Here is a 19,026-nt window from a genome sequence, read left to right on the forward strand (position 1 = left end):
TCAGTAACTGGTGGCACCGGCACGGGGAAAACCACACTCCTATCGAGCCTGCTCTCGGCCGTGCCGCCGTCCGAGCGGATCGTCATCGTCGAGGACGCCGCCGAACTCGCACCGGACCACCCGCACCTGCTGACGCTCGAGGCGCGGCCCGCCAACATCGAAGGCGCCGGCGCGGTCGACCTCGCCTCGCTCGTCCGCCAGGCCCTGCGCATGCGGCCCGACCGCATCGTCATCGGCGAATGCCGCGGCGCCGAGGTGAGCGAACTGCTCGCCGCGCTCAACACCGGCCACGACGGCGGCGCCGGGACCCTCCACTGCAACGCCGCGGCCGACGCCCCGGCCCGCCTGGAGGCCCTCGCCCTGCCGCACGGCATGCCCAGGGCCGGGCTCCACGCCCAACTCGTCGCCGCACTGCGCGTCATCATCCACTTGCGACGAAAAGGGTCGAGGCGCCAGGTCACCGAGATCGCTCTCATCGACACCGGTGACACCGGCGCCCGCGGCCTCGGCGTCGCCACCGCCTGGACCCGCCACGGCCCCGGCCCGGCCGCCGGGATCCTCGAACGCCTCCTCAGGGAGCGTGACGCATGAACGGCATCAACCTGGATCACCGCCCGAAGACCACGACCGCGGCCGCCGCGGTGGCCGCGGCCCTCACCGCGGCCTGGCTCGCCTGCGGCCTCGGCCTCCTCGGCGCGCTCACCGCGTCCGCCGTCGCCGCCGCCTACACCGCCGCCGCGGCCGCCGCCTGGCACGCGGCGCGGAGCCGCAAGCGACGCCGCGAAGTGCACCGCGCCGCCGCCGACACGATCGCCTACCTGGCGGCCGACCTCGCCGCGGGCACCGACCCGGCCCGCGCGATAGCCGCGATCGAACCCGACTGGCCGCGCGGCGCGGTCGCCACCACCAGGCGCCTCGCCACGGCCTGGGCGGTCGCCGCCGAACTCGGCGCCCCGGCGGCCGAACTGTGCAGCCGGCTCGCCGACCACCTCCGCGAGGACGAACGGGCCGCCTCCCGCGCCAGAGCCCAGACCGCCTCGATCCACGCCACCGCCGCCCTGCTCACCGCCCTCCCCGTCGCCGGAGTCGCACTGGGAGAGGCGCTCGGCGTCGGCGCGGTCGCCTTCCTCTTCGCCACGCTCCCGGGACTCGCCTGCCTGGCCGCGGCGATGGCCCTGCAAGCGGCGGGTCTGGCCTGGACGAGGGCACTGATCCGATTCGCCGCAGGGGAGGCCGCATGAGACGCACCGACCGCCGCAGGCTCGCCACCGAAGCCCTGAGCCCGCTCATCGGGATCGCGATCGCGCTGGCGATCGGCGGCCCGACCGGAGCCGTGATCGGCGTCGCGGCCTGGTGGATCGGCCGCAGGCTCCTGCGGACCGACCCGGACCGGGCCGAACGTCTGGCCGCGTCCCGGCTCGCGCCGCAGTGGCTCTGGTCGCTCGACCTGATCGCGGCCGGGATGCGGGCCGGAGCGCCGTTCCCGCAGGCCGCCTCCGCCGTCGCGAACGCCGAGCAGGGGGCGGTGGGCGAACGGCTCGCCCGGTTCGCCCAGGCCGTCCACCTCGGCGCCACCGCCGCCGAGGCCGCACCCGAACTGGGACGGCTGCCCGGCGCCGACCGGCTCGCCAGGCAGCTCGACCGCTCATCCAGCAGCGGCGCCGCGATCGCGGGAGGACTCGAACAGCTGGCGGCCTCGCTGCGAGCCGAGCACCGCACCCAGACCGAGGAACGCGCCGGACGCGCGGCCGTGGCCCTCATCGGGCCGCTGTGCCTGTGCTTCCTTCCGGCATTCGTCATAGCGGGCATCGGACCGGTGGTGTTCGGCATCGTCGCCGACACCGTCACCGCCGGGCTGTGACCCCAAGACCATGACCCCAAGACCATGACCCCAAGACCATGACCCCAAGACCATGACCCCAAAACCGTGACCACAGATCCGAACCGGAACACCGCAAACAGAAAGGCAACCGCCATGACCGCGACCGACCCGAACCCGACCGCCGCGACGCGACTCGACCTGAGGCCGACCGGAGCCCGGCAGTGCCCGAGCACCTGCCGCCTCAAGGCCCAATGCCGCCAGGGCGGCCCGGCGGGAAAGGACTGCCCCATGCGAAACCGGCCCACCCCGGCATCGCCCGAATCCGATACCGCACAGCGGCAGAGCACCGCGCCGCGGCAGAGCACTGCGCAACAGCAGGACACGGCCCGCCAGACGCAACCGCAACCGACCAGGCGCCGCCAGCGCCCGCGCGAGGACGAATGGAGCCCGGGGCGGATGAAGGGCGTGACGAAACCGAGCTGGGGCGGCAAGTTCGCCTCGAAGATGCGCGGCGAGAGCGGCATGTCGACCGCGGAATACGCCGTCGGGACGCTGGCCGCGGTCGCCTTCGCCGGGGTGCTGCTGAAGGTGCTCACCTCCGACACGGTCCAAGGCGCCCTGTCCGCCCTGATCGAACGCGCACTGTCATGACCGCGGGCGAGCACCCACCGAAATCCGCAGGAGAGCGCCACGAACCCGCGGGGAAACCCAACACGGACGAACTTCGCTCAGTTAACCCGAAAGCCAGACGCGATAAGAGCACCGACGCGCGCCAGAGCGGCTTCGTCACCGCCGAACTGGCCGCCGTGCTCCCGGTCGTGGTGGCGGTGCTCGCGCTCTCGGTGTGGGCGGTCGCGACCGCGGGGATGAAGGTCCGCGCGATCGACGCGGCCAACACCGCGGCGCTCGCGGCGGCGAGAGGCGAGGACGCGCAGGCGGTCGCGGCGCCGTATCTGCCGGACGGGTCGTCGGTGTCGATCACGCACGACGGCGACCTGGTGCGGGCGACGGTGACCGCGCCCTCGCGCCCGCTCGGCGTGCTGACCCCGGCAGTGGAGATCAGCGCCCAAGCGGCCGCGCTGAGAGAACCGGGGCTGCCCGAATGAACGAGCGACCCGAACCGGAACACCGGCACGCCCCGAGAACATCAGGCCGCAGAGGACCGAGACCGCCGGACCCCGGCCACTCGGCCGGGAAGCGACGACCGGAGACCCGGACTCGCGCACCGACCCCGAACGGCGCTCCCGACCGGGAACGGGAATCGGCGCGCGGCATGCGGTTCAGCCGCCTGCGGGCCGGCCGAGGTCCCGACCGCGAACGCGGATCGGCGACGGTCCTGTCCGTGGGGGTGATGGCGGCGCTGGTGCTGTTCGCCGGCGCGTTCGCGGGCCTGGGCCAGGCGAGCGCCGCGCGGCACCGGGCCCAAGGGGTGGCCGACGCCGCGGCGCTGGCCGGAGCGGCCCGCGTCCTCCTCGGTGAGGGGGAGGCCTGCGGGCAGGCGGAGAAGCTGGTCGCGGCAAGCGACGCCGAACTCGAACGATGCGAGGTGAAGGACTTGGAAGTCACGGTCCACGTCGCGGTCGAACCGGCCGGTATCCCGGCGCTGTTCGGCCCGGCCCGAGCGGTCTCCCGAGCGGGTCCGGTCATGGCGCATTGACCACGGTCTGTCCCGGCGTCCCGACGACGCTCGGCTCGGTCCGAGCGGTGCGGTCAGGTCTTTGAGCGACCCGCCCGCGTCCCGCCGCTATCGCCAGGCCCCAGTGGCCCGGTCATGGCGCATTGACCACGTTCCATCGACAACGAGACGCACAACAGGGCCGCGGCGGCCGGAGGCCAGGCCGCCGCGCCCCTCATATCGCATATCGAGCCGGTGGGAGGCCGGCAGAGGCAAAAGGTCGACTTAGCGGGTCGAGGAGGTGCGCGGGACGCGGTCCCGCGGCCGGATCCCCGCGCGGGCGCGAGCCCGCTCTCGAAATGGGTGCTGGTCGGCGGTGGGTGGGCATGGGGAGGGGAGGCCCGGAAGGGGCAGGCGCACGAGAGCGGCGGTTCGGTCACATCTCGCGTGTTCCCGGGCCCACCGCGAGCGGTCGGGCCCGCCGTCTGTCTACACTCGCTGACATGGTGAAACGCCGTTCTTCTGCCGAGGCCCCCGCGATCCGGGAGCCCGGCCGCCGCACCTACCTGATGTGCCGCCCCGCCTACTACGCCGTCGAGTACGCCATCAACCCGTGGATGGACACCTCGACCCCCGTCGACGCCGCCCGCGCCTGCGCGCAGTGGGAGACCCTCGCCGATGTCTACACCGACCTCGGCCATGAAGTCCTGCGCATCGAGCCCGAGCCCGGCCTCCCCGACATGGTCTACGCCGCCAACGGCGCCTTCGTCGTCGACGGCATCGCCTACGGCGCCCGCTTCCGCCACCCCCAGCGCACCCCCGAGGCCGACGCCCACGAGAAGTGGCACCGCGCCGCGGGCCGCACCTTCGTCGAGCCCGAGCACACCAACGAAGGCGAAGGCGACTTCACCTACCTGCCCGGACGCGAGCTCATCCTCGCCGGCTGGGGCTTTCGCACCGACGCCCGCGCCCACGCCGAGGCCGCCGACGTCTTCGGCCGCCAAGTCGTCTCGCTGCGCCTGGTCGATCCCCGCTACTACCACCTGGACACCGCGCTGGCGCCCCTCGACGGCGAGCGGATCGCCTACTACCCCGACGCGTTCTCACCGGGCAGCCGCCTGCTGCTCGAGCGCCTCTTCCCCGACGCGGTCATCGCCGACGCCGACGACGCGGCCGCCTTCGGCCTCAACTTCGTCTCCGACGGCACCCACGTCGTCGTCAACGCCGAGGCCACCGGCATGGTCCGCAAGCTCCGCGACGCCGGATACGAGCCGGTCCCCGTCGACCTGTCCGAGCTGAAGAAGGGCGGCGGCAGCGTCAAGTGCTGCACCGCCGAGCTGCGTCCGCAGCGCTGAACCGACGAGCCGGGAGTCGGCCGCGCCTGCCGTGGTCGGCGCCCGGGCCGCCTCACACCGCCGCGAGGCTCGCCCCGAAGCCCGGAGCCTGAGCCGGGGACGCACCCCACGGCGGTGACTGCGCGTCGTCGACCGGTCCCCTCGGCGAGGTCTGCGAGCCGTCAATTGGCACCGCCGTCGCCTTGGGGCGCCGGAACGCCCGCGCCAGCAGCGCGTCGATCCGCCACACCCGCTTGGCGTGCGAGGCCGGCAGCCAGAAGTGCCACCGGTGCGGTGACACCGCGCTCGGGCTCTCCGGCACCGTGAAGTTCAGCTCGACGCCCGGCCCGTTCGGGTCGGCCGACCAGCGCAGGTTCTCCACGGCCGCCACCGGCGCGTCCAGGCACAGGCGGATGCGGCCCAGCAGCCGCGACTGCCGGGTGACCACGATGCGTTCGGAGGTGAGCATGAGCATGCAGTCGCCGCTGCCGAGCCCGTCGGAGCCGACGCAGCCGGTCAGCAGCGCCACGCGGTCCGCGGGCCGGACGTTGCGGCGGAGGAGTGGAACGTGCCTGCTGAGGGTGGTCGTGGTCAGGCCGGCCTCAGCTGAAGAGGCGAGCATGGTGCGGGAGAAAAGGTCCATCTTGTACCCCACAGGTATCCGTGTGCGTTCGTCACTCTGCGATGCGCTCTCAATACCTGTAACGGAAATCCGCGTATGCAGGTTACGGCTGCGGATGCGGATTTCGCACGCTCACCCCTTCGGGCGAGCTCACCGCGCGTTCAGCTCCCCGAGCAGGGACACGCGGTCGGAGCACTCGCCCGCGGGCTCGCCCTCATCGTCCGGGACGAGCTCCAGCGACGGCTCGATCGGCACCAGCATCCGCTCCTCGCCCGCCTCCTCCACCGGCGGCTCGGGTTCGACGGGCACCAGCCGCGGGTCCACTTCGGCGGCCTCGGCGACGTGCTCCGGCTCCGGTTCGTCCGGCGCCGACTCGACGGGCACCGTCGCCGCCTCCGGCTCGGGCGCCGACAGCGCCTCGGCGGTCGGCTCCGCGCCACCCGGCGCCGACGTGTCCCCGGGCGTCTCCTCGGGCTCGATCACGACCCTGTCCTGGTCCCACGCGAGCGGCTCGGCATCGCCGGACCCCTCGCTCGGCCCCGTCGCGTACAGGAACGCCCATCCCACCGCGGCGAACGACGCGACGGTCCCGGCGCTCACGCCCACCAGCGCGAGCCACACCCCCCACGGCCAGCGTCCCACCTGGTCGCTGCCTCTGCGGCGCACGAGGCGCTCCTTTCCTACCACCCCCGTGCGACGAAACGGCCGTTCAGGGCCGATGATGTCTCGAGTCGCGACGAGGACGGCTACTCAGCGTCGAATGTCAGCCTACAAATCGTAGTCGGACGCGAGCTGTGAAGCGGGCACGCCACGGCTCTGCGATGCTGGATACACCGGAATATCAATACGAGGAGGCAACCATGGGCTCAGTTGACCGACCGCGCCCCGCCAAGAAGACGGCCAAGAGCCGTCGGAATTCAGCCTCGGCGAACGAACCAGAGTTCGTCCAACTGCTGACCCCCGAGGGGCAGCGCCGTTCCCATCCCGACTACGACGTGAAGTTCACCGACGAGGAGTACCGCGGCCTGTACCGCGACCTCGTCGTCACCCGCGAGCTCGACGCCCAGGGCACGGCCCTGCAGCGCCAGGGCCAACTCGGCCTGTGGCCGAGCCTGCTCGGCCAGGAGGCAGCGCAGATCGGCTCCGGCCGCGCCCTCAAGCCCCAGGACACCGTCTTCCCGGCCTACCGCGAACTCGGCGTCCAGTGGTGCCGCGGCCTCGACATCATCTCGGCGTTCTCGCTGTTCCGCGGCGTCGACCTCGGCGGCCGCGACGTGGCCGCCGACCGCTTCAACATGTACGAGATCGTCATCGCCTCCCAGACCCTCCACGCCGCCGGCTACGCCATGGGCGTCGCCAAGGACGGCGCGGTCGGCGGCGACGACGGCGAGGCCGTCATCGTCTACCACGGCGACGGCGCCACCGCCGAGGGCGACTTCAACGAGGCGCTGGTCTGGGCGGGCGTGTTCAACGCGCCGCTGGTGTTCTTCTGCCAGAACAACCAGTACGCGATCTCCGAGCCGAACACCCGCCAGTTCCGCGTCCCGCCCTACAAGCGGGCCGAGGGCTTCGGCCTGCCGGGCGTCCGCGTCGACGGCAACGACGTCCTGGCCTCGTACGCGGTCACCAAGGCCGCGCTCGACCGCGCCCGCGCCGGCGAGGGCCCGAGCCTGATCGAGGCCTTCACCTACCGGATGCAGCCCCACACCACCTCCGACGACGCCACCCGCTACCGCGACGAGGCCGAGCTGGACTACTGGAAGGCCAAGGACCCGATCCTGCGCTACCGCTCCTGGCTGGAGGCCGAGTCGCTGGCCGACGCCGACTATTTCGCCGCGGTCGACGCCGACGCGGCCGCCGAGGTCCGCGAGCTGCGGCAGCGGGTCATGGACCTGCCCGACCCGGACGTGACCGAGATGTTCGACGCGCTGTACGCGCAGGCGCCTGCGCCATTGCTGGAAGAGCGGGCGGAGGCGGTCGCCTTCCGCGCCTCGCTCGACGAGGGGAGTGAGTCCTGATGGCGACGATGACGATGATCAAGGCCCTCAACGCCGGGCTGCGCCGCGTCCTCGAGGAGGACGACAAGGCGCTCATCATGGGCGAGGACGTCGGCCGCCTCGGCGGCGTGTTCCGCGTGACCGACTCGCTCCAGAAGGACTTCGGCGCCGAGCGCGTCATCGACACGCCCCTGGCCGAGTCCGGCATCATCGGCACCGCGATCGGCCTGGCCCTGCGCGGCTACCGGCCGATCTGCGAGATCCAGTTCGACGGCTTCGTCTACCCCGCGTTCGACCAGCTCGTCTCGCAGCTGGCGAAGATGCCGAACCGCTCGGGCGGGCGCGTGCGCCTGCCGGTGGTCGTCCGCATCCCCTACGGCGGCGGGATCGGCGCGATCGAGCACCACTCGGAGTCCCCCGAGGCCTATTTCGCGCACACTGCGGGCCTGAAGGTCGTCACCTGCGCGGACCCGGCCGACGCCTACTGGATGATCCGGCAGGCCGCCGCCTCGGACGACCCGGTGATCTTCTTCGAGCCGAAGCGCCGCTACCACGCCAAGGCCGAGGTGGACACGACCGAGGCCCCCCTGGGCCTGCACGACGCCCGCGTCGTGCGCTCCGGCACGGCCGCGACCCTGATCGCCTACGGCCCGACCGTGGACGTGGCGCTGAACGCCGCCGCGGCCGCCGCCGAGGAGGGCCTGGAGCTGGAGGTCGTGGACCTGCGCTCGCTCTCGCCGATCGACTGGGAGCCGCTGGAGGCGTCCTTGCGCAAGACCGGCCGCGCGATCGTCGTCCACGAGGCGCCGGGCACGCTCGGCATGGGCTCCGAGATCGCCGCGCGGCTCTCGGAGCGGTGCTTCTACTCCCTGGAGGCGCCGGTGCTGCGGGTGACGGGCTATGACGTGCCTTATCCGGCGAGCCGCCTCGAAGACGACTACCTTCCGAACCTGGACCGGGTGCTCGACGCCGTCGACCGGTCCCTTGAGTACTGAGGAGCGGGACATGGGTCAGAGGATCACGTTCAACCTGCCCGACCTCGGTGAGGGACTCACCGAGGGCGAGGTCGCCGCGTGGCTCGTCGAGCCGGGCGGCGAGGTCGAGCTCAACCAGCCGTTCGTGGAGGTCGAGACCGCCAAGGCGCTGGTGGAGGTGCCCAGCCCGTACGACGGGAGGCTCGCCGAGCACCACGCCTCGGCGGGCGACACGGTCGACGTGGGCGCGCCGCTGGCGTCGTTCGAGGTCGAGGGCGCCGAACCCGAGGAGCCCTCGGGGGACAAGCGCACGCCGAACCTCGTCGGCTACGGCGCCAAGGAGTCGGCTCCGAAGCGGCGCAAGCGCAAGCGCGAGAACGGCGAAGCTCAGGCGGCCCCTCCGGCGCCCGCGGCGCCGGTCGCCCCGGCCCCCGCTCCGACACCGGCTCCGGTGGAGGCGCCCGCCCCGGCGCCCACGACCGCGATGCCGACCGGGCCGACCCTCGCCAAGCCCCCGGTGCGCAAGCTCGCCAAGGACCTGGGCGTCGACCTGAGCCAGGTCACCCCGACCGGGCCGCACGGCACCGTCTCCCGCGCCGACGTCGAAGCGGCGGCCTCGGCGACGCCCGCGAGCCGTGCATCGGCACAGCGGGCCCCGGCCGGTCGCACCGCGGCCCCCTCGGGCGGCGAGGAGCGGATCCCGATCAAGGGCGTCCGCAAGCTCACCGCGCAGAACATGGTGGCCTCGGCGTTCACCGCCCCGCACGCCACGGTGTTCCTCACCTGCGACGTCACCGGCATGATGGACGTCGTGGCCGAGCTCAAGGGCCGCCGCGAGTTCGCCGACGTCAAGGTCTCGCCGCTGCTCCTGGTGGCCAAGGCCGTCCTGCTGGCGTGCCGCCGCCACCCGATGATCAACGCCGCCTGGGACGAGCCCGCCGGTGAGATCGTCGTCAAACGCGACGTCAACCTGGGCATCGCGGCGGCCACGCCGCGCGGCCTGGTGGTGCCGAACATCAAGGCCGCCCAGGACCTCAGCCTCGTCGAGCTGGCCGAGGCGATGGCCGACCTGGTGGGCACCGCCCGCGACGGCAGGACCCAGCCCGCCGACATGGCGGGCGGGACGTTCTCGATCACCAACGTCGGCGTCTTCGGCATGGACACGGGCACCCCGATCCTCCCGCCGGGGGAGTCGGCGATCCTGGTGTTCGGGGCGGTGCGGCCGCAGCCGTGGGTCCACGAGGGCGAGATCGCCGTAAGGCAGGTCACGACGCTGGGCCTGTCGTTCGACCACCGGCTCATCGACGGCGAGCTCGGTTCGCGGTTCCTCGCCGATGTCGGTGCCTTCCTTGCCGATCCGGGAGCGACCGTCCTCGCCTGGACGTGATGCAACGCACCGATGATTCAATGGCGGTTCTTGGTATTCGGTGTTGTAATTGAGGCAATGAAACAACGAGGAAACACAACTTCGAAGTTTCATACCGTCGCCGTTCGATGACGGGGAGTCGAGCATCGAACAGTGGCGAACGCCTCGGTCGCAACTGAGGCCGCGAACTTCTCTCCTCCCATTGGTGCGGTGGACAGCGCCGAGTCCCCGCACCGCACGGAGACCCTCTCCAGGGGGTTCTCACACCGGCCGGGCGCCGCGTTGCCATGAGGGGTGGGCAACTGCCGGCGCCCGGCCTTTATCTTTTTCCATTCTTCGCACGAAGTGCGCAATTCGCGTGTAACCCTGTCGAGTGAGAGCGTGTCTTACTGCTGTACCGTGTGCTTCGTCCGGCATTCTCCTCGGAACGCCGGGCCGAAAGCACCATTGAGGAGCAGCCGTGACCTCCGAGCAAGGCAACGCGTCAGCGCAGGGCGACGCCCCCAAAGAGGGGGCCGACGAGAGCAGCGCGCCCGAGAACAGCGCCCCCGTAGAGGACGGCGCGGCCCAGGGCAGCGCCTCCGAGCCTGCGGGCGCCCCTGAACCCGAAGCCGCTCCCGAGCCGCAGCCGGTGGCCGAGAGCGCCCCCGAGGCGGACGGGACCGAGCCGCCCGCCGAGCCCGAGAAGCCGGCCGAGGAGACTCCCGCTCCGCAGCCCCAGGCCGCCGAGCCGGAGGAGCCCGCACCGGCCCCCGACACGGTCGACGAGGGCGTCACGCAGGCCATCCCGACCACCTCGTCGCTCGACATCGAGATCCCGCAGGCCCCCGCCGCCGACACGGCCCCGGCGCAGCAGCCGCCCGCGTCGCAGGAGCCCCCGGCCGCTCCGGCCTCCGAGCCGCCCGCATCGCCCTCGCCCCAGCGCTTCGAGGACGAGGGCACCACGGTCCTCAAGTACGCCGTCCCTCCCGGTGACCAGCCGCAGCAGCCTCAGGCTCCCGAGCCGCCGAAGGACGTCGCCGACGAGGCCACCGAGGTGCTCCCGGCCCAAGGCGTCGGCTTCAACCCGCCGGCCCCCTTCGGCGCCGAGCCCGGCGCCCAGCAGCAGCAACCCCCGGCGCAGCCGCCCGCGGCCCCGCAGGCGCCCAGCTCGGCGTGGCCCTCGCCGCCGCCGAACCCGCTCGGCGGCGTGATGCCCCCGGCCGACGGCGGCCTGCCGCCCGGTCAGATGCCGCCGCAGGCCCCCGGTCAGATGCCGCCCGCGGCGCAGCAGCCCCCGCCGCCGCAGTCCGACGACACGCAGCGGCTCATCATCGGCGCCCAGTCGCCGCAGAGCGAGCCGCCGCAGCCGGTCGGCTACGACTCAGGCCAGCCGCCGATGTCGTCCCAGCCGCAGATGCAGCCGGGCATGTACCCCGGTCAGATGCCGCCCGGCTCCCAGCCGCCCGGGCAGATGCCCCCCGGCTCGGTGCCTCCGGGGCAGATGCCCACGGGCCAGGTGCCGCCTGGGCAGGTCCCGCCCGGCATGATGGGCCCCGGCCAGTACCCGCCGCAGCCCGCGGGCGGCGGCTCCAAGAAGAAGTGGCTCGTCCCGGTCATCGCGATCGTCGCGGTCGTCGTCCTCGGGGCCGCCGCCGCGGCCGCCTACTTCCTGTTCCTCAAGCCGCCCGTCTTCGAAGAGGGCGGGTGCGTGCGCCACACCGGCGGCGACACGGCCGAGGCCATCGACTGCGAGGAGGCCGTCGACGGCGAGGACTACGAGATCACCTCGAAGGTCGACGACGGCCAGGAATGCGCCGACGCGGGCCGCGAGACCCTCACCGTCGGCGAGGACGTCTACTGCCTCACGCTCCGCGGCGATGAAGGCGAAGGCGCCGAGGAGTCCTCGGCGCCCGTTGAAGGCGAGTAGCCGCAGACTGAGCAATATGGCCCCGGAGTTTATAGGGTATAACCTATAAACTCCGGGTTTTTGCGCCGCGCTACGCTCTTCGGGTGACTCAGTCTCGTGTGCGTGCGGCCGAACTCGTCGGCCGAGGGTGGCTCAACACCGGTGGACGGCGCCTCGATCTGGAGGGCCTCCGCGGCAAGGTCGCCGTCCTGGATTTTTGGACGTTCTGCTGCATCAACTGCCTGCACGTCCTCGACGAACTGCGGCCCCTGGAGGAGAAGTACGGCGACGCGCTCGTCATCGTCGGCGTCCACTCCCCGAAGTTCGAGCACGAGCGGGACGCGAAGGCCCTGGCCGCGGCCGTCGAGCGCTACGGCGTCGCCCACCCCGTCCTCGACGACCCCGACCTCAAGACGTGGGACGCCTACGCCGCGCGCGCCTGGCCCACCCTCGTCGTCATCGACCCCGAGGGCTACGTCGTGTCGACCATGGCCGGCGAAGGCCACGTCGAGGCCCTCGACGCGATCGTCGGCGACCTGGTGGCCGCCCACACCGCGAAGGGCACCCTCGACCCCGAAGGCAGCCCGTACGTGGCCGAGGCGCCCGCCGAGACCGCGCTGCGCTTCCCCGGCAAGGCCCTCGCCCTGCCCGGCGGCGACGTCCTGGTGTCCGACTCGGCCCGCCACCGCCTCGTGCGCCTCGCAACCGATCTCGAGACCGTCACCGGCGTCATCGGCACCGGCGAGCGGGGCCGCGCCGACGGCGCCGAACCACGATTGAATGAGGCGCAGTTCAGCGAGCCCCAGGGCCTCGCGCTGCTCCCCGCCGACGTCGCCGAACGCGTCGGCTACGACGTCGTCGTCGCCGACACCGTGAACCACCTCCTGCGCGGCGTGCGCCTCGCCGACGGCACCGTCACCACCGTCGCCGGGACCGGCCGCCAGTGGCGGTCCGACACCGGCGTCACCGCCGCCCTCGACGTCGACCTCTCCTCGCCGTGGGACGTCGCCTGGTTCGACGGCGCGGTCATCGTCGCGATGGCCGGGATCCACCAGCTGTGGCGCTTCGACCCGGTCGCGGGCACCGCCGCCCCATGGGCCGGCACCACCGTCGAGAGCCTCAAGGACGGGCCGCTCGCCGAGGTGTGGATGGCCCAGCCGTCCGGACTGGCCGCCGACGGCGACCGCCTCTGGATCGCCGACGCCGAGACCTCCGCGCTGCGCTACGTCGAAGGCGGCCGGATGCACACCGTCGTCGGCCAGGGCCTGTTCGACTTCGGGCACGTCGACGGCCCGGCCGCCGACGCGCTCATGCAGCACCCGCTCGGCGTCGGGGTCCTGCCGGACGGCCGCATCGCCGTCGCCGACACCTACAACGGCGCTCTGCGATGCTACGACCGGGCCACCGGCGAGGTCGCCACGCTCGCGAGCGGCCTGGCCGAACCCAGCGACGTCATCGTCGCGGGCGGCAGGCCCGTCGTGGTCGAATCGGCCGCGCACCGCCTCGTCGCCCCCGATCTCGACGAGGCCGCCGTCGACGGCGAGCACCACCGCGTCACGCGCAAACGCACCGCGGTCGCCCCCGGGAGACTCCGCATCGAAGTCCTGTTCGAGCCCGCCGCGGGGCAGAAACTCGACTACACGTTCGGCTCGCCGGTCAAGGTGACGGTCTCGGCCGACCCGCCGGGGCTGCTCGCCTCCGGCGCGGGGAGCGGCGAGGAGCTCGTCCGCGAGGTCGAACTGGCCGATGGCGTGGACCGCGGCGTCCTCCAAGTGGTGGCGCAGGCCGCCACGTGCGACGCCGGGGCCGAGCACCCCGCCTGCCACCTGACCCGCCAGGACTGGGGCGTCCCCGTCGAGGTGACCGAGGGCGGCACCGATACGCTCCGGCTGATCCTGCGCTCCTGAGACGCGGCCTCTTTCTGCTGATTCGTGCCAATTCACGTTCGCGCGGCGTGTCGCCGGACCGCGCGAACGCCGCGCGCATTAGCTTTGGCCAGACCACATTGCTCACTAAGGGAGGAAACCCGTGACCGCCGAGGCAGACGCCCGGGAACACTACGCAGCGTACGAGCACTGGCTCGTCCTCAACCCCGCCGACCAGATCGTCGAGGTGGGGCAGCTGATCGCGCAGCAGGTCAGGACCGTCGAATACCTCGCGCCGCAGTACGCCGGCACCCTGGCCGACTTCGAACCGGACCTCTCGGGTATTCAATCGAACGGATAGCCGATAGCGGCCTTTCAGTCGATATTCGGCAGGGTCGATCGGAGTAACGTCAGCAGCGACGCGAGCGGTGCACCAATGTGTGAACGGGACATAGTCCCTGGTAGAACGGTGTATCGCGCGCGACGGGCCGCCTCAGCGCAAAGGGCACTCAACGGGCACTGAGCAACACCGACAACGAGCCGCTGAGGCGGCTTCACGCTGCGCGGCACAGTGCCGCGTTCGATGCGCGGCGACGGCGCGAGGGGAATGCCGGCCGATTCCGCTAGAGGCGGAACCATCCTGCGGCCGAGCGCCTCGGCGCTGTCAGGTCGCGCTGCTACCGTCGATGGGTGGAAGCTTTCGAAAGGCCCTTCGGCGGCGACGAGTCCGGCCCGGTCCAAGCCCCGATGCACCCCGCCTGGATCAGGCTGATGCCGTGCAGCATCGAACTGTTCCGGACCGTCCCCTCACTGAACCCGTTCCCCGCGAGCTGGTGGGCCGACGTCTTCCCCGAGGACGACATCTGGAACGAGCCGGTCTGGTGCGACCCGGGCGACGTCGACGAGTGGATCGCCGAGGCCCGCGAGCACCACTACGGCGCCTCTCCCGAGGTCATCGAGAAGGAGGCCCGCGAGGAGTACGACCGGGCCACCGCCGAGCGGAGCGAGCGCATCGCCACGTTCACCACCCACTGCGAGCGCACCGGCCTGCCCGTGCCGCACACCGTGCGCGACCTGCTGGAGTTCCTGCTCGCCCTGGGCCTCTACCGCGGGGAGACCCGCGACGGCCAGCTGTTCGTGGCCCCGCAGCTGTACATCAACCCGTTCGACGTGCTCGCCTTCGGCAAGCTCGAGGCCATCGAGGAGGCCGCCGACCAGCGCGGCGACCTCGAGGAGCTCACCGCCATCGCCATCAGGCGCGTCGGCGGCGTCGAGTACGAGTTCGACGACGAGGGCCGCTTCGTCCTGCCCGGCGGCGCCACTTCGGCCACCGTCACGGTCGACCTCCTCTCGCTCGGCGACGACGCGGGCGTCCCGCCGCAGGTGGTCCGCGGGATGCTCATGGAGCTCGCCGAGGACGGCGACGTGAGCACCTCGGCCGACCTGGGCACCGTCCCGCTCGCCGAGCAGTTCACGCTCACGGCCTCCGACGACCTGCTCGGCGGCTACCCCAACGACGAGCTCCTGCCGCCCGAGCACGCCTGAGCGCGCCGCAATCACCGAACGCCCGCTGGGGGCCGTGGGCGGTCGCGGTCTTCCCGCCCGGGCATGGCCCGAGCGCGGCACCGGTGCCGATCGCCTGGAGTAGCCACGAGTGGTGGGATCTTGCCGTGCGAGCGCGCTTGAGCGCGCCAGTGGCACTCGGCCACCTCGCGCGGCCGTGGGCGGTCGGAGCCCTGTCGCCCGAGCAATGACCAAGTGCGCCCTCCGCATCGTTCACCCTCAGTTCACCCGCGCGTCCACCGGCGTGCACCTCGATCGCATTTCATGAGTACAGGATGAGTGCAGGACGCGTTAACGGCGGTTGAAGATCGGTGATTGGAGTTCGCGTGGCAGTGAACGAGACCGACCGGCGGACCGAACCGGTCCAGGTCGAGACCAGGACGTCCCGCGGCGCCCGGCTCACGGACGGCTCGCAGGCATCCCCGCGGGCGCTCGGCCCGCAAGGGCCGCCGAAGGGGCTCGTCGACGCCTCGCACGCCTCCCCGAGCGGCACCGAGACCCTCATCCGGCTCAGCGGCGTCGACATCCACTACGGCAAGACCCACGCCGTGCGCGACGTGTCCCTCCCCGTCGCCCGCAACCGCATCACCGCGATGATCGGGCCGTCGGGCTGCGGCAAGTCCACGGTGCTGCGCTCGATCAACCGCATGAACGACCTCATCCCCGGCGCCAAGGTCACCGGCGAGATCACCTACCACGGCAAGGACATCTACGGCCCCGGCGTCGACCCGATCGCCGTCAGGCGGTACATCGGGATGGTGTTCCAGAAGGCCAACCCGTTCCCCAAGTCGATCTACGACAACGTCGCCTACGGCCTGCGCATCAACGGCATGACCGACGGCCTCGCCGACCGCGTCGAGCGGGCTCTGCGCGGGGCCGCGCTGTGGGACGAGGTCAAGGACAACCTCAAGAAGAGCGCGCTGGCGCTCTCGGGCGGGCAGCAGCAGCGGCTGTGCATCGCGCGGGCGATCGCGGTGGAACCGGAGGTGCTGCTCATGGACGAGCCGTGCTCGGCGCTCGACCCGATCGCGACGGCCCGCATCGAAGCGCTCATGAACGAGCTGGTCGAGGACTACACGATCGTCATCGTCACCCACAACATGCAGCAGGCGGCCCGCGTGTCGGACGCGACGGCGTTCTACTCGGCCGACGTGGACGGCGCGGGGGAGCGCTACGGCTTCCTCGTCGAATTCGACGACACGCAGCGGCTGTTCTCGAACCCCTCGGACCCGCGCACCGAGGACTACATCACCGGCCGCTTCGGCTGAGGGACTGCATCGGCGCCGCGGCGCACCGCCGTCTCGCCCCGACGGGCCGCATCCGCAGACACCCTCTTTCTTATATTCTATAACTTATATGATGTACATATGTTATATGTTATAGTCATATCTTATAGGGTATAGGCTTCATTTTGCTGTGCTTGCGGCACTCAGAGGCCGTTGCCGCACAGGATCGAGGTGGTGCGGTTCTCGACGTCGGTGACCTGCCAGAAGAATTCGCCGCCCGAACACGGTGCGGACGCGTCGTTCGCCTCGTCGGTGGTCATCTCCTCCGGCGGATCGACCGCGACGGTGTCGACCACTTCGTACAGCGCCAGGTCCGAGTCGCACGGCACGCTCCACCAGGTGTCGCTGTCGTCGAAGCACGAGCCCGTGTCGGGCGTGACCGGGGTGCGGCCCTCGCTGTCGGCGTTCCCGATCGCCTCGACGCAGTACAGCTCCTCGACGCCGCCGGTCGCCTCGTCATAGGTGAAGTACCAGTCCTTCCACAGCTCCCCGAGCTGGAACGCCCCGTACTCCTCACCGCACACGTCGTAGGCGGCCTGGACGTCGGCGAGCATGCCCTCGTCGTCGACGGTCGCGCCGGTGTCGTCGCTGACCGCCGTGATCTGCCAGAACGCCTGCTCCCCGTCGCACGACGTCGTCAGATCGAACGAGTAGCCCACGATCTGCGGCTCGTACGGCAGGCACAGGCCCACCGCCTCGTCGATCGTCGGCGGGCCAGTGGTCTCCTCCGGCGCCGTCGTGGGCTCCTCGGTGACCTGCTCGGAGGTCTCCTCGATGGCGCCCTGCTCGGGTTCGTCGTCGCCGCGCAGGTTCATGAAGATCAGGACGGCCGCGGCGATGACCACGACCGCCCCGGCGACGGACAGGCCCGCGATGAGACCCGTCCGGTGCTTCCGCGGCGGCGGCCCGGGAGGGCCGAACTGGTAGGGATAGCCGCCCTGCGCGCCCGTGTAGCCGGACCCCGTGGACGGAGGCGGCCACGGCGGCGGGACGCCTCCCGGCGGTGGCTGCCCCGGACCCTGGCCGGGGGACGGATACTGGGGCGGACCCCCGCCTTCCGACGGCGGCTGCCCGGGGCCCTGTCCGTACGGGTGCTGCGGGTCGGGGCCCGAGGGAGGGCCGCCGTAGTTGGGAGGCTGCGACATGGCCTCAGACTATGAGCAATCCTCGCCCGAAGCGGTGGAACCGGCCGAATCCCCGCACCGCCCGCGGCGCCCTACAACTCGTTGCCGCAGAGGATGGCGGTCGTCAGCCCCTCGACATCGGTGATCTCCCAGTAGTACTCGCCGCCGCACGTGGCCGCCTCGGCCGCCGCGTCGTCGTCGAGGTCCTGCGGCTCGTCGAACACGACCGTGTCGACGACCTTGTAGACCGCCAGGTCGGAATCGCACGGCACCGTCCACCACTGGTCGCTCTCGTCGAAGCAGTCGCCGGTGTCCGGCGTGTACGGCAGGCGCCCCTCGTCGTCGGGGTTGCCGAGCGCCTCGATGCAGTACAGCGAGTCGACCGAGCCCGAGGAGTACACCCAGTGCCAGTTGGTCCACGGCTCGCCGAGGAAGGACGTCGCATAGTCCTCGCCGCACAGGTCGTAGGCGACCTGGTTGCTCTCCAGGTTCCCCTCGTCGTCGACGGTCGCGTCGATGTCGTAGGACTGGTTCGTGATCTTCCAGAACGCCTCGGCGTCGTCGCAGTCCGTCAGCTCCAGGCCGTCGCCGACGATCACCGGCTCGTAGGGCAGGCACTGGCCGATCTCGCCGTCGTCCCCCGCGGGCGTGGTCGTGTCGTCCTCCGGCGTCGTCACGTCGTCGGCCGGAGTCGTGCTCTCGTCCTCGGCGGGCGTGGTCGTGCCGTCGTCGGCCACGGGTTCGCCGTCGTCGCCCTGGTTCGCCACGAACGCCACCAGCAGGATCGACCCCAGCGCCAGCACGGTGCAGCCGACGACGATGGCCCCGATGAGCCCGTAGTTGCGTGGCCCCCGTTCCTCTGGGAGCGACGGGCCGCCGTACTGCGGCCCGAAACCGTAGCCGGGGTTCGGCTGACGTTCGGGCGGCATGCTGTAGTTCGGGGGGACGGTCATATTGCCAAGCTATACAGCCGTGTCAACCGCGCCGGGCGGGGCCGGTGCTCAGTAGGAGAAGCCGCACGCCTTCCAAGCGCCCTCCTCGACGATCAGGTCGACGGTGCCGATCGGGGTCTCGCTGCCGTACATGACCATGGCGACCTCGACGGTCACGCCCTCGTCGGTCTCGGTCGTGTCACTGGCGACGATGTCGTCGATCATCTCGAGCATGTCCCCGAGCGTGTCGGTGACGGTCGCCCCCGTGGTCTCCAGATCGCTCAGGTACATGCCCGGGTCGGCGCACACCAGCCCTTCAGCGGACTCCTCGCTCATCCCGAACATGATCTTCGCGACCGTCACCGCGACCGCCTCGGGATCGCCTTCGGCCGTCTCGTCGGCGGCTTCCTCGTCGTCGGCGGCCTCCTCGGCGCCCGCGCTCGCCTCGGTCGCGACGCCGCCGCCGTCACCCCCCCGGTTCACCATGAAGGCCACCAGCAGGATGGAGCCGAGCACCAGCGCGGTGCAGGCGACGACGATGCCGCCGACGAGCGCGGTGTTGCGGCGCGGCTGCGCACCGCCCGCCGAGGCGTAGGGGCCGCCGGGCGTGTACGGCGACTGCGAGGGGTAGTTCATGC

The 19,026-nt window shown here is 71.8% G+C and carries 19 protein-coding genes and 1 pseudogene; 15 read left to right on the plus strand and 5 right to left on the minus strand.

All coding sequences use genetic code 11. The annotated features are described in order from the left end of the window. Nucleotides 1-3: 3 nt before the first annotated feature. The 7 genes and pseudogenes from H613_RS25100 to ddaH all read left to right on the plus strand — a co-directional run. Nucleotides 4-591 (plus strand): annotated as a pseudogene (locus tag H613_RS25100) (ATPase, T2SS/T4P/T4SS family); the annotation flags it as partial. Then, nucleotides 588-1,241, plus strand: coding sequence for a type II secretion system F family protein (locus H613_RS25105; protein WP_051393068.1), 654 nt, complete (start codon nucleotides 588-590; stop codon nucleotides 1,239-1,241). The pseudogene H613_RS25100 and the gene H613_RS25105, both read left to right, overlap by 4 nt. Further along, nucleotides 1,238-1,861 (plus strand): type II secretion system F family protein, encoded by a 624-nt coding sequence (locus H613_RS25110; protein WP_051393069.1) that lies wholly within the window; start codon nucleotides 1,238-1,240, stop codon nucleotides 1,859-1,861. Before H613_RS25105 ends, H613_RS25110 begins: the two co-directional genes overlap by 4 nt. Before the next feature lie 465 nt (nucleotides 1,862-2,326). Next, nucleotides 2,327-2,473: a DUF4244 domain-containing protein gene (locus tag H613_RS32555; RefSeq protein WP_211234746.1), complete on the plus strand. Its 147-nt coding sequence runs from the start codon at nucleotides 2,327-2,329 to the stop codon at nucleotides 2,471-2,473. Next, the gene (locus H613_RS25115) at nucleotides 2,470-2,928 is read left to right on the plus strand and encodes a TadE family type IV pilus minor pilin (RefSeq protein WP_051393070.1); all 459 of its coding nucleotides are present in this window, start codon (nucleotides 2,470-2,472) and stop codon (nucleotides 2,926-2,928) included. Before H613_RS32555 ends, H613_RS25115 begins: the two co-directional genes overlap by 4 nt. A gap of 167 nt (nucleotides 2,929-3,095) precedes the next feature. After that, nucleotides 3,096-3,479: an Rv3654c family TadE-like protein gene (locus H613_RS0107565; protein ID WP_051393071.1), complete on the plus strand. Its 384-nt coding sequence runs from the start codon at nucleotides 3,096-3,098 to the stop codon at nucleotides 3,477-3,479. Nucleotides 3,480-3,940: 461 nt separating this feature from the next. Further along, complete coding sequence (ddaH, locus tag H613_RS0107570) at nucleotides 3,941-4,792, plus strand: dimethylargininase (RefSeq protein WP_051393072.1); 852 nt, start codon at nucleotides 3,941-3,943, stop codon at nucleotides 4,790-4,792. 52 nt (nucleotides 4,793-4,844) lie between these two features. Here ddaH and H613_RS25120 read toward each other — a convergent pair whose 3' ends face one another. Further along, the gene (locus H613_RS25120; protein ID WP_211234741.1) at nucleotides 4,845-5,414 is read right to left on the minus strand and encodes a hypothetical protein; all 570 of its coding nucleotides are present in this window, start codon (nucleotides 5,412-5,414) and stop codon (nucleotides 4,845-4,847) included. 129 nt (nucleotides 5,415-5,543) lie between these two features. Then, complete coding sequence (locus tag H613_RS29050) at nucleotides 5,544-6,059, minus strand: hypothetical protein (protein ID WP_026923328.1); 516 nt, start codon at nucleotides 6,057-6,059, stop codon at nucleotides 5,544-5,546. A gap of 194 nt (nucleotides 6,060-6,253) precedes the next feature. Between H613_RS29050 and pdhA the strand changes: the two genes are divergently transcribed. From pdhA to pstB, 8 genes are all read left to right on the plus strand, one after another. Further along, nucleotides 6,254-7,411 (plus strand): pyruvate dehydrogenase (acetyl-transferring) E1 component subunit alpha, encoded by a 1,158-nt coding sequence (gene pdhA / locus H613_RS0107585; RefSeq protein ID WP_026923329.1) that lies wholly within the window; start codon nucleotides 6,254-6,256, stop codon nucleotides 7,409-7,411. Further along, the gene (locus H613_RS0107590; RefSeq protein ID WP_026923330.1) at nucleotides 7,411-8,385 is read left to right on the plus strand and encodes an alpha-ketoacid dehydrogenase subunit beta; all 975 of its coding nucleotides are present in this window, start codon (nucleotides 7,411-7,413) and stop codon (nucleotides 8,383-8,385) included. The genes pdhA and H613_RS0107590 overlap by 1 nt, the downstream gene beginning before the upstream one ends. Before the next feature lie 10 nt (nucleotides 8,386-8,395). Then, nucleotides 8,396-9,751: a dihydrolipoamide acetyltransferase family protein gene (locus H613_RS0107595; RefSeq protein WP_026923331.1), complete on the plus strand. Its 1,356-nt coding sequence runs from the start codon at nucleotides 8,396-8,398 to the stop codon at nucleotides 9,749-9,751. 439 nt (nucleotides 9,752-10,190) lie between these two features. Next, nucleotides 10,191-11,639 (plus strand): mediator complex subunit 15 domain-containing protein, encoded by a 1,449-nt coding sequence (locus tag H613_RS0107600; protein ID WP_026923332.1) that lies wholly within the window; start codon nucleotides 10,191-10,193, stop codon nucleotides 11,637-11,639. Nucleotides 11,640-11,722: 83 nt separating this feature from the next. Beyond that, nucleotides 11,723-13,525: an NHL domain-containing thioredoxin family protein gene (locus H613_RS0107605; protein WP_026923333.1), complete on the plus strand. Its 1,803-nt coding sequence runs from the start codon at nucleotides 11,723-11,725 to the stop codon at nucleotides 13,523-13,525. Between the two features lie 121 nt (nucleotides 13,526-13,646). Continuing rightward, complete coding sequence (locus H613_RS0107610; protein WP_026923334.1) at nucleotides 13,647-13,844, plus strand: hypothetical protein; 198 nt, start codon at nucleotides 13,647-13,649, stop codon at nucleotides 13,842-13,844. Between the two features lie 329 nt (nucleotides 13,845-14,173). Further along, on the plus strand, nucleotides 14,174-15,028 hold the full coding sequence (locus H613_RS0107615) for a DUF6042 family protein (protein WP_026923335.1): 855 nt from the start codon (nucleotides 14,174-14,176) through the stop codon (nucleotides 15,026-15,028). A gap of 344 nt (nucleotides 15,029-15,372) precedes the next feature. Next, nucleotides 15,373-16,314, plus strand: a complete 942-nt coding sequence (gene pstB / locus H613_RS0107620; protein ID WP_342673009.1) for a phosphate ABC transporter ATP-binding protein PstB — start codon at nucleotides 15,373-15,375, stop codon at nucleotides 16,312-16,314. A 161-nt stretch (nucleotides 16,315-16,475) separates the two neighbouring features. Here the strand turns inward: pstB and H613_RS0107625 are convergent, their stop codons facing one another. The 3 genes from H613_RS0107625 to H613_RS0107635 all read right to left on the minus strand — a co-directional run bounded on the left by H613_RS0107625 (nucleotide 16,476) and on the right by H613_RS0107635 (nucleotide 19,024). Then, on the minus strand, nucleotides 16,476-17,477 hold the full coding sequence (locus H613_RS0107625) for a hypothetical protein (RefSeq protein ID WP_156925888.1): 1,002 nt from the start codon (nucleotides 17,475-17,477) through the stop codon (nucleotides 16,476-16,478). Between the two features lie 71 nt (nucleotides 17,478-17,548). Then, on the minus strand, nucleotides 17,549-18,409 hold the full coding sequence (locus H613_RS0107630; RefSeq protein WP_026923338.1) for a hypothetical protein: 861 nt from the start codon (nucleotides 18,407-18,409) through the stop codon (nucleotides 17,549-17,551). A gap of 48 nt (nucleotides 18,410-18,457) precedes the next feature. Then, complete coding sequence (locus tag H613_RS0107635) at nucleotides 18,458-19,024, minus strand: hypothetical protein (RefSeq protein ID WP_026923339.1); 567 nt, start codon at nucleotides 19,022-19,024, stop codon at nucleotides 18,458-18,460. Nucleotides 19,025-19,026: the final 2 nt, after the last annotated feature.

This window comes from Glycomyces arizonensis DSM 44726 (assembly GCF_000482705.1).
Taxonomy (GTDB): domain Bacteria; phylum Actinomycetota; class Actinomycetes; order Mycobacteriales; family Micromonosporaceae; genus Glycomyces; species Glycomyces arizonensis.

Bases quoted from the DNA above. Each gene is read 5' to 3' on its own strand.
- H613_RS0107595 (WP_026923331.1), top strand. From the start codon at position 8,396: ATGGGTCAGAGGATCACGTTCAACCTGCCCGACCTCGGTGAGGGACTC.
- H613_RS0107625 (WP_156925888.1), bottom strand. From the start codon at position 17,477: ATGTCGCAGCCTCCCAACTACGGCGGCCCTCCCTCGGGCCCCGACCCG.
- H613_RS0107590 (WP_026923330.1), top strand. From the start codon at position 7,411: ATGGCGACGATGACGATGATCAAGGCCCTCAACGCCGGGCTGCGCCGC.
- H613_RS32555 (WP_211234746.1), top strand. From the start codon at position 2,327: ATGCGCGGCGAGAGCGGCATGTCGACCGCGGAATACGCCGTCGGGACG.
- ddaH (WP_051393072.1), top strand. From the start codon at position 3,941: ATGGTGAAACGCCGTTCTTCTGCCGAGGCCCCCGCGATCCGGGAGCCC.
- H613_RS25120 (WP_211234741.1), bottom strand. From the start codon at position 5,414: ATGGACCTTTTCTCCCGCACCATGCTCGCCTCTTCAGCTGAGGCCGGC.
- H613_RS25105 (WP_051393068.1), top strand. From the start codon at position 588: ATGAACGGCATCAACCTGGATCACCGCCCGAAGACCACGACCGCGGCC.
- H613_RS25115 (WP_051393070.1), top strand. From the start codon at position 2,470: ATGACCGCGGGCGAGCACCCACCGAAATCCGCAGGAGAGCGCCACGAA.
- H613_RS0107630 (WP_026923338.1), bottom strand. From the start codon at position 18,409: ATGACCGTCCCCCCGAACTACAGCATGCCGCCCGAACGTCAGCCGAAC.
- H613_RS0107635 (WP_026923339.1), bottom strand. From the start codon at position 19,024: ATGAACTACCCCTCGCAGTCGCCGTACACGCCCGGCGGCCCCTACGCC.
- pdhA (WP_026923329.1), top strand. From the start codon at position 6,254: ATGGGCTCAGTTGACCGACCGCGCCCCGCCAAGAAGACGGCCAAGAGC.
- H613_RS25110 (WP_051393069.1), top strand. From the start codon at position 1,238: ATGAGACGCACCGACCGCCGCAGGCTCGCCACCGAAGCCCTGAGCCCG.
- H613_RS0107565 (WP_051393071.1), top strand. From the start codon at position 3,096: ATGCGGTTCAGCCGCCTGCGGGCCGGCCGAGGTCCCGACCGCGAACGC.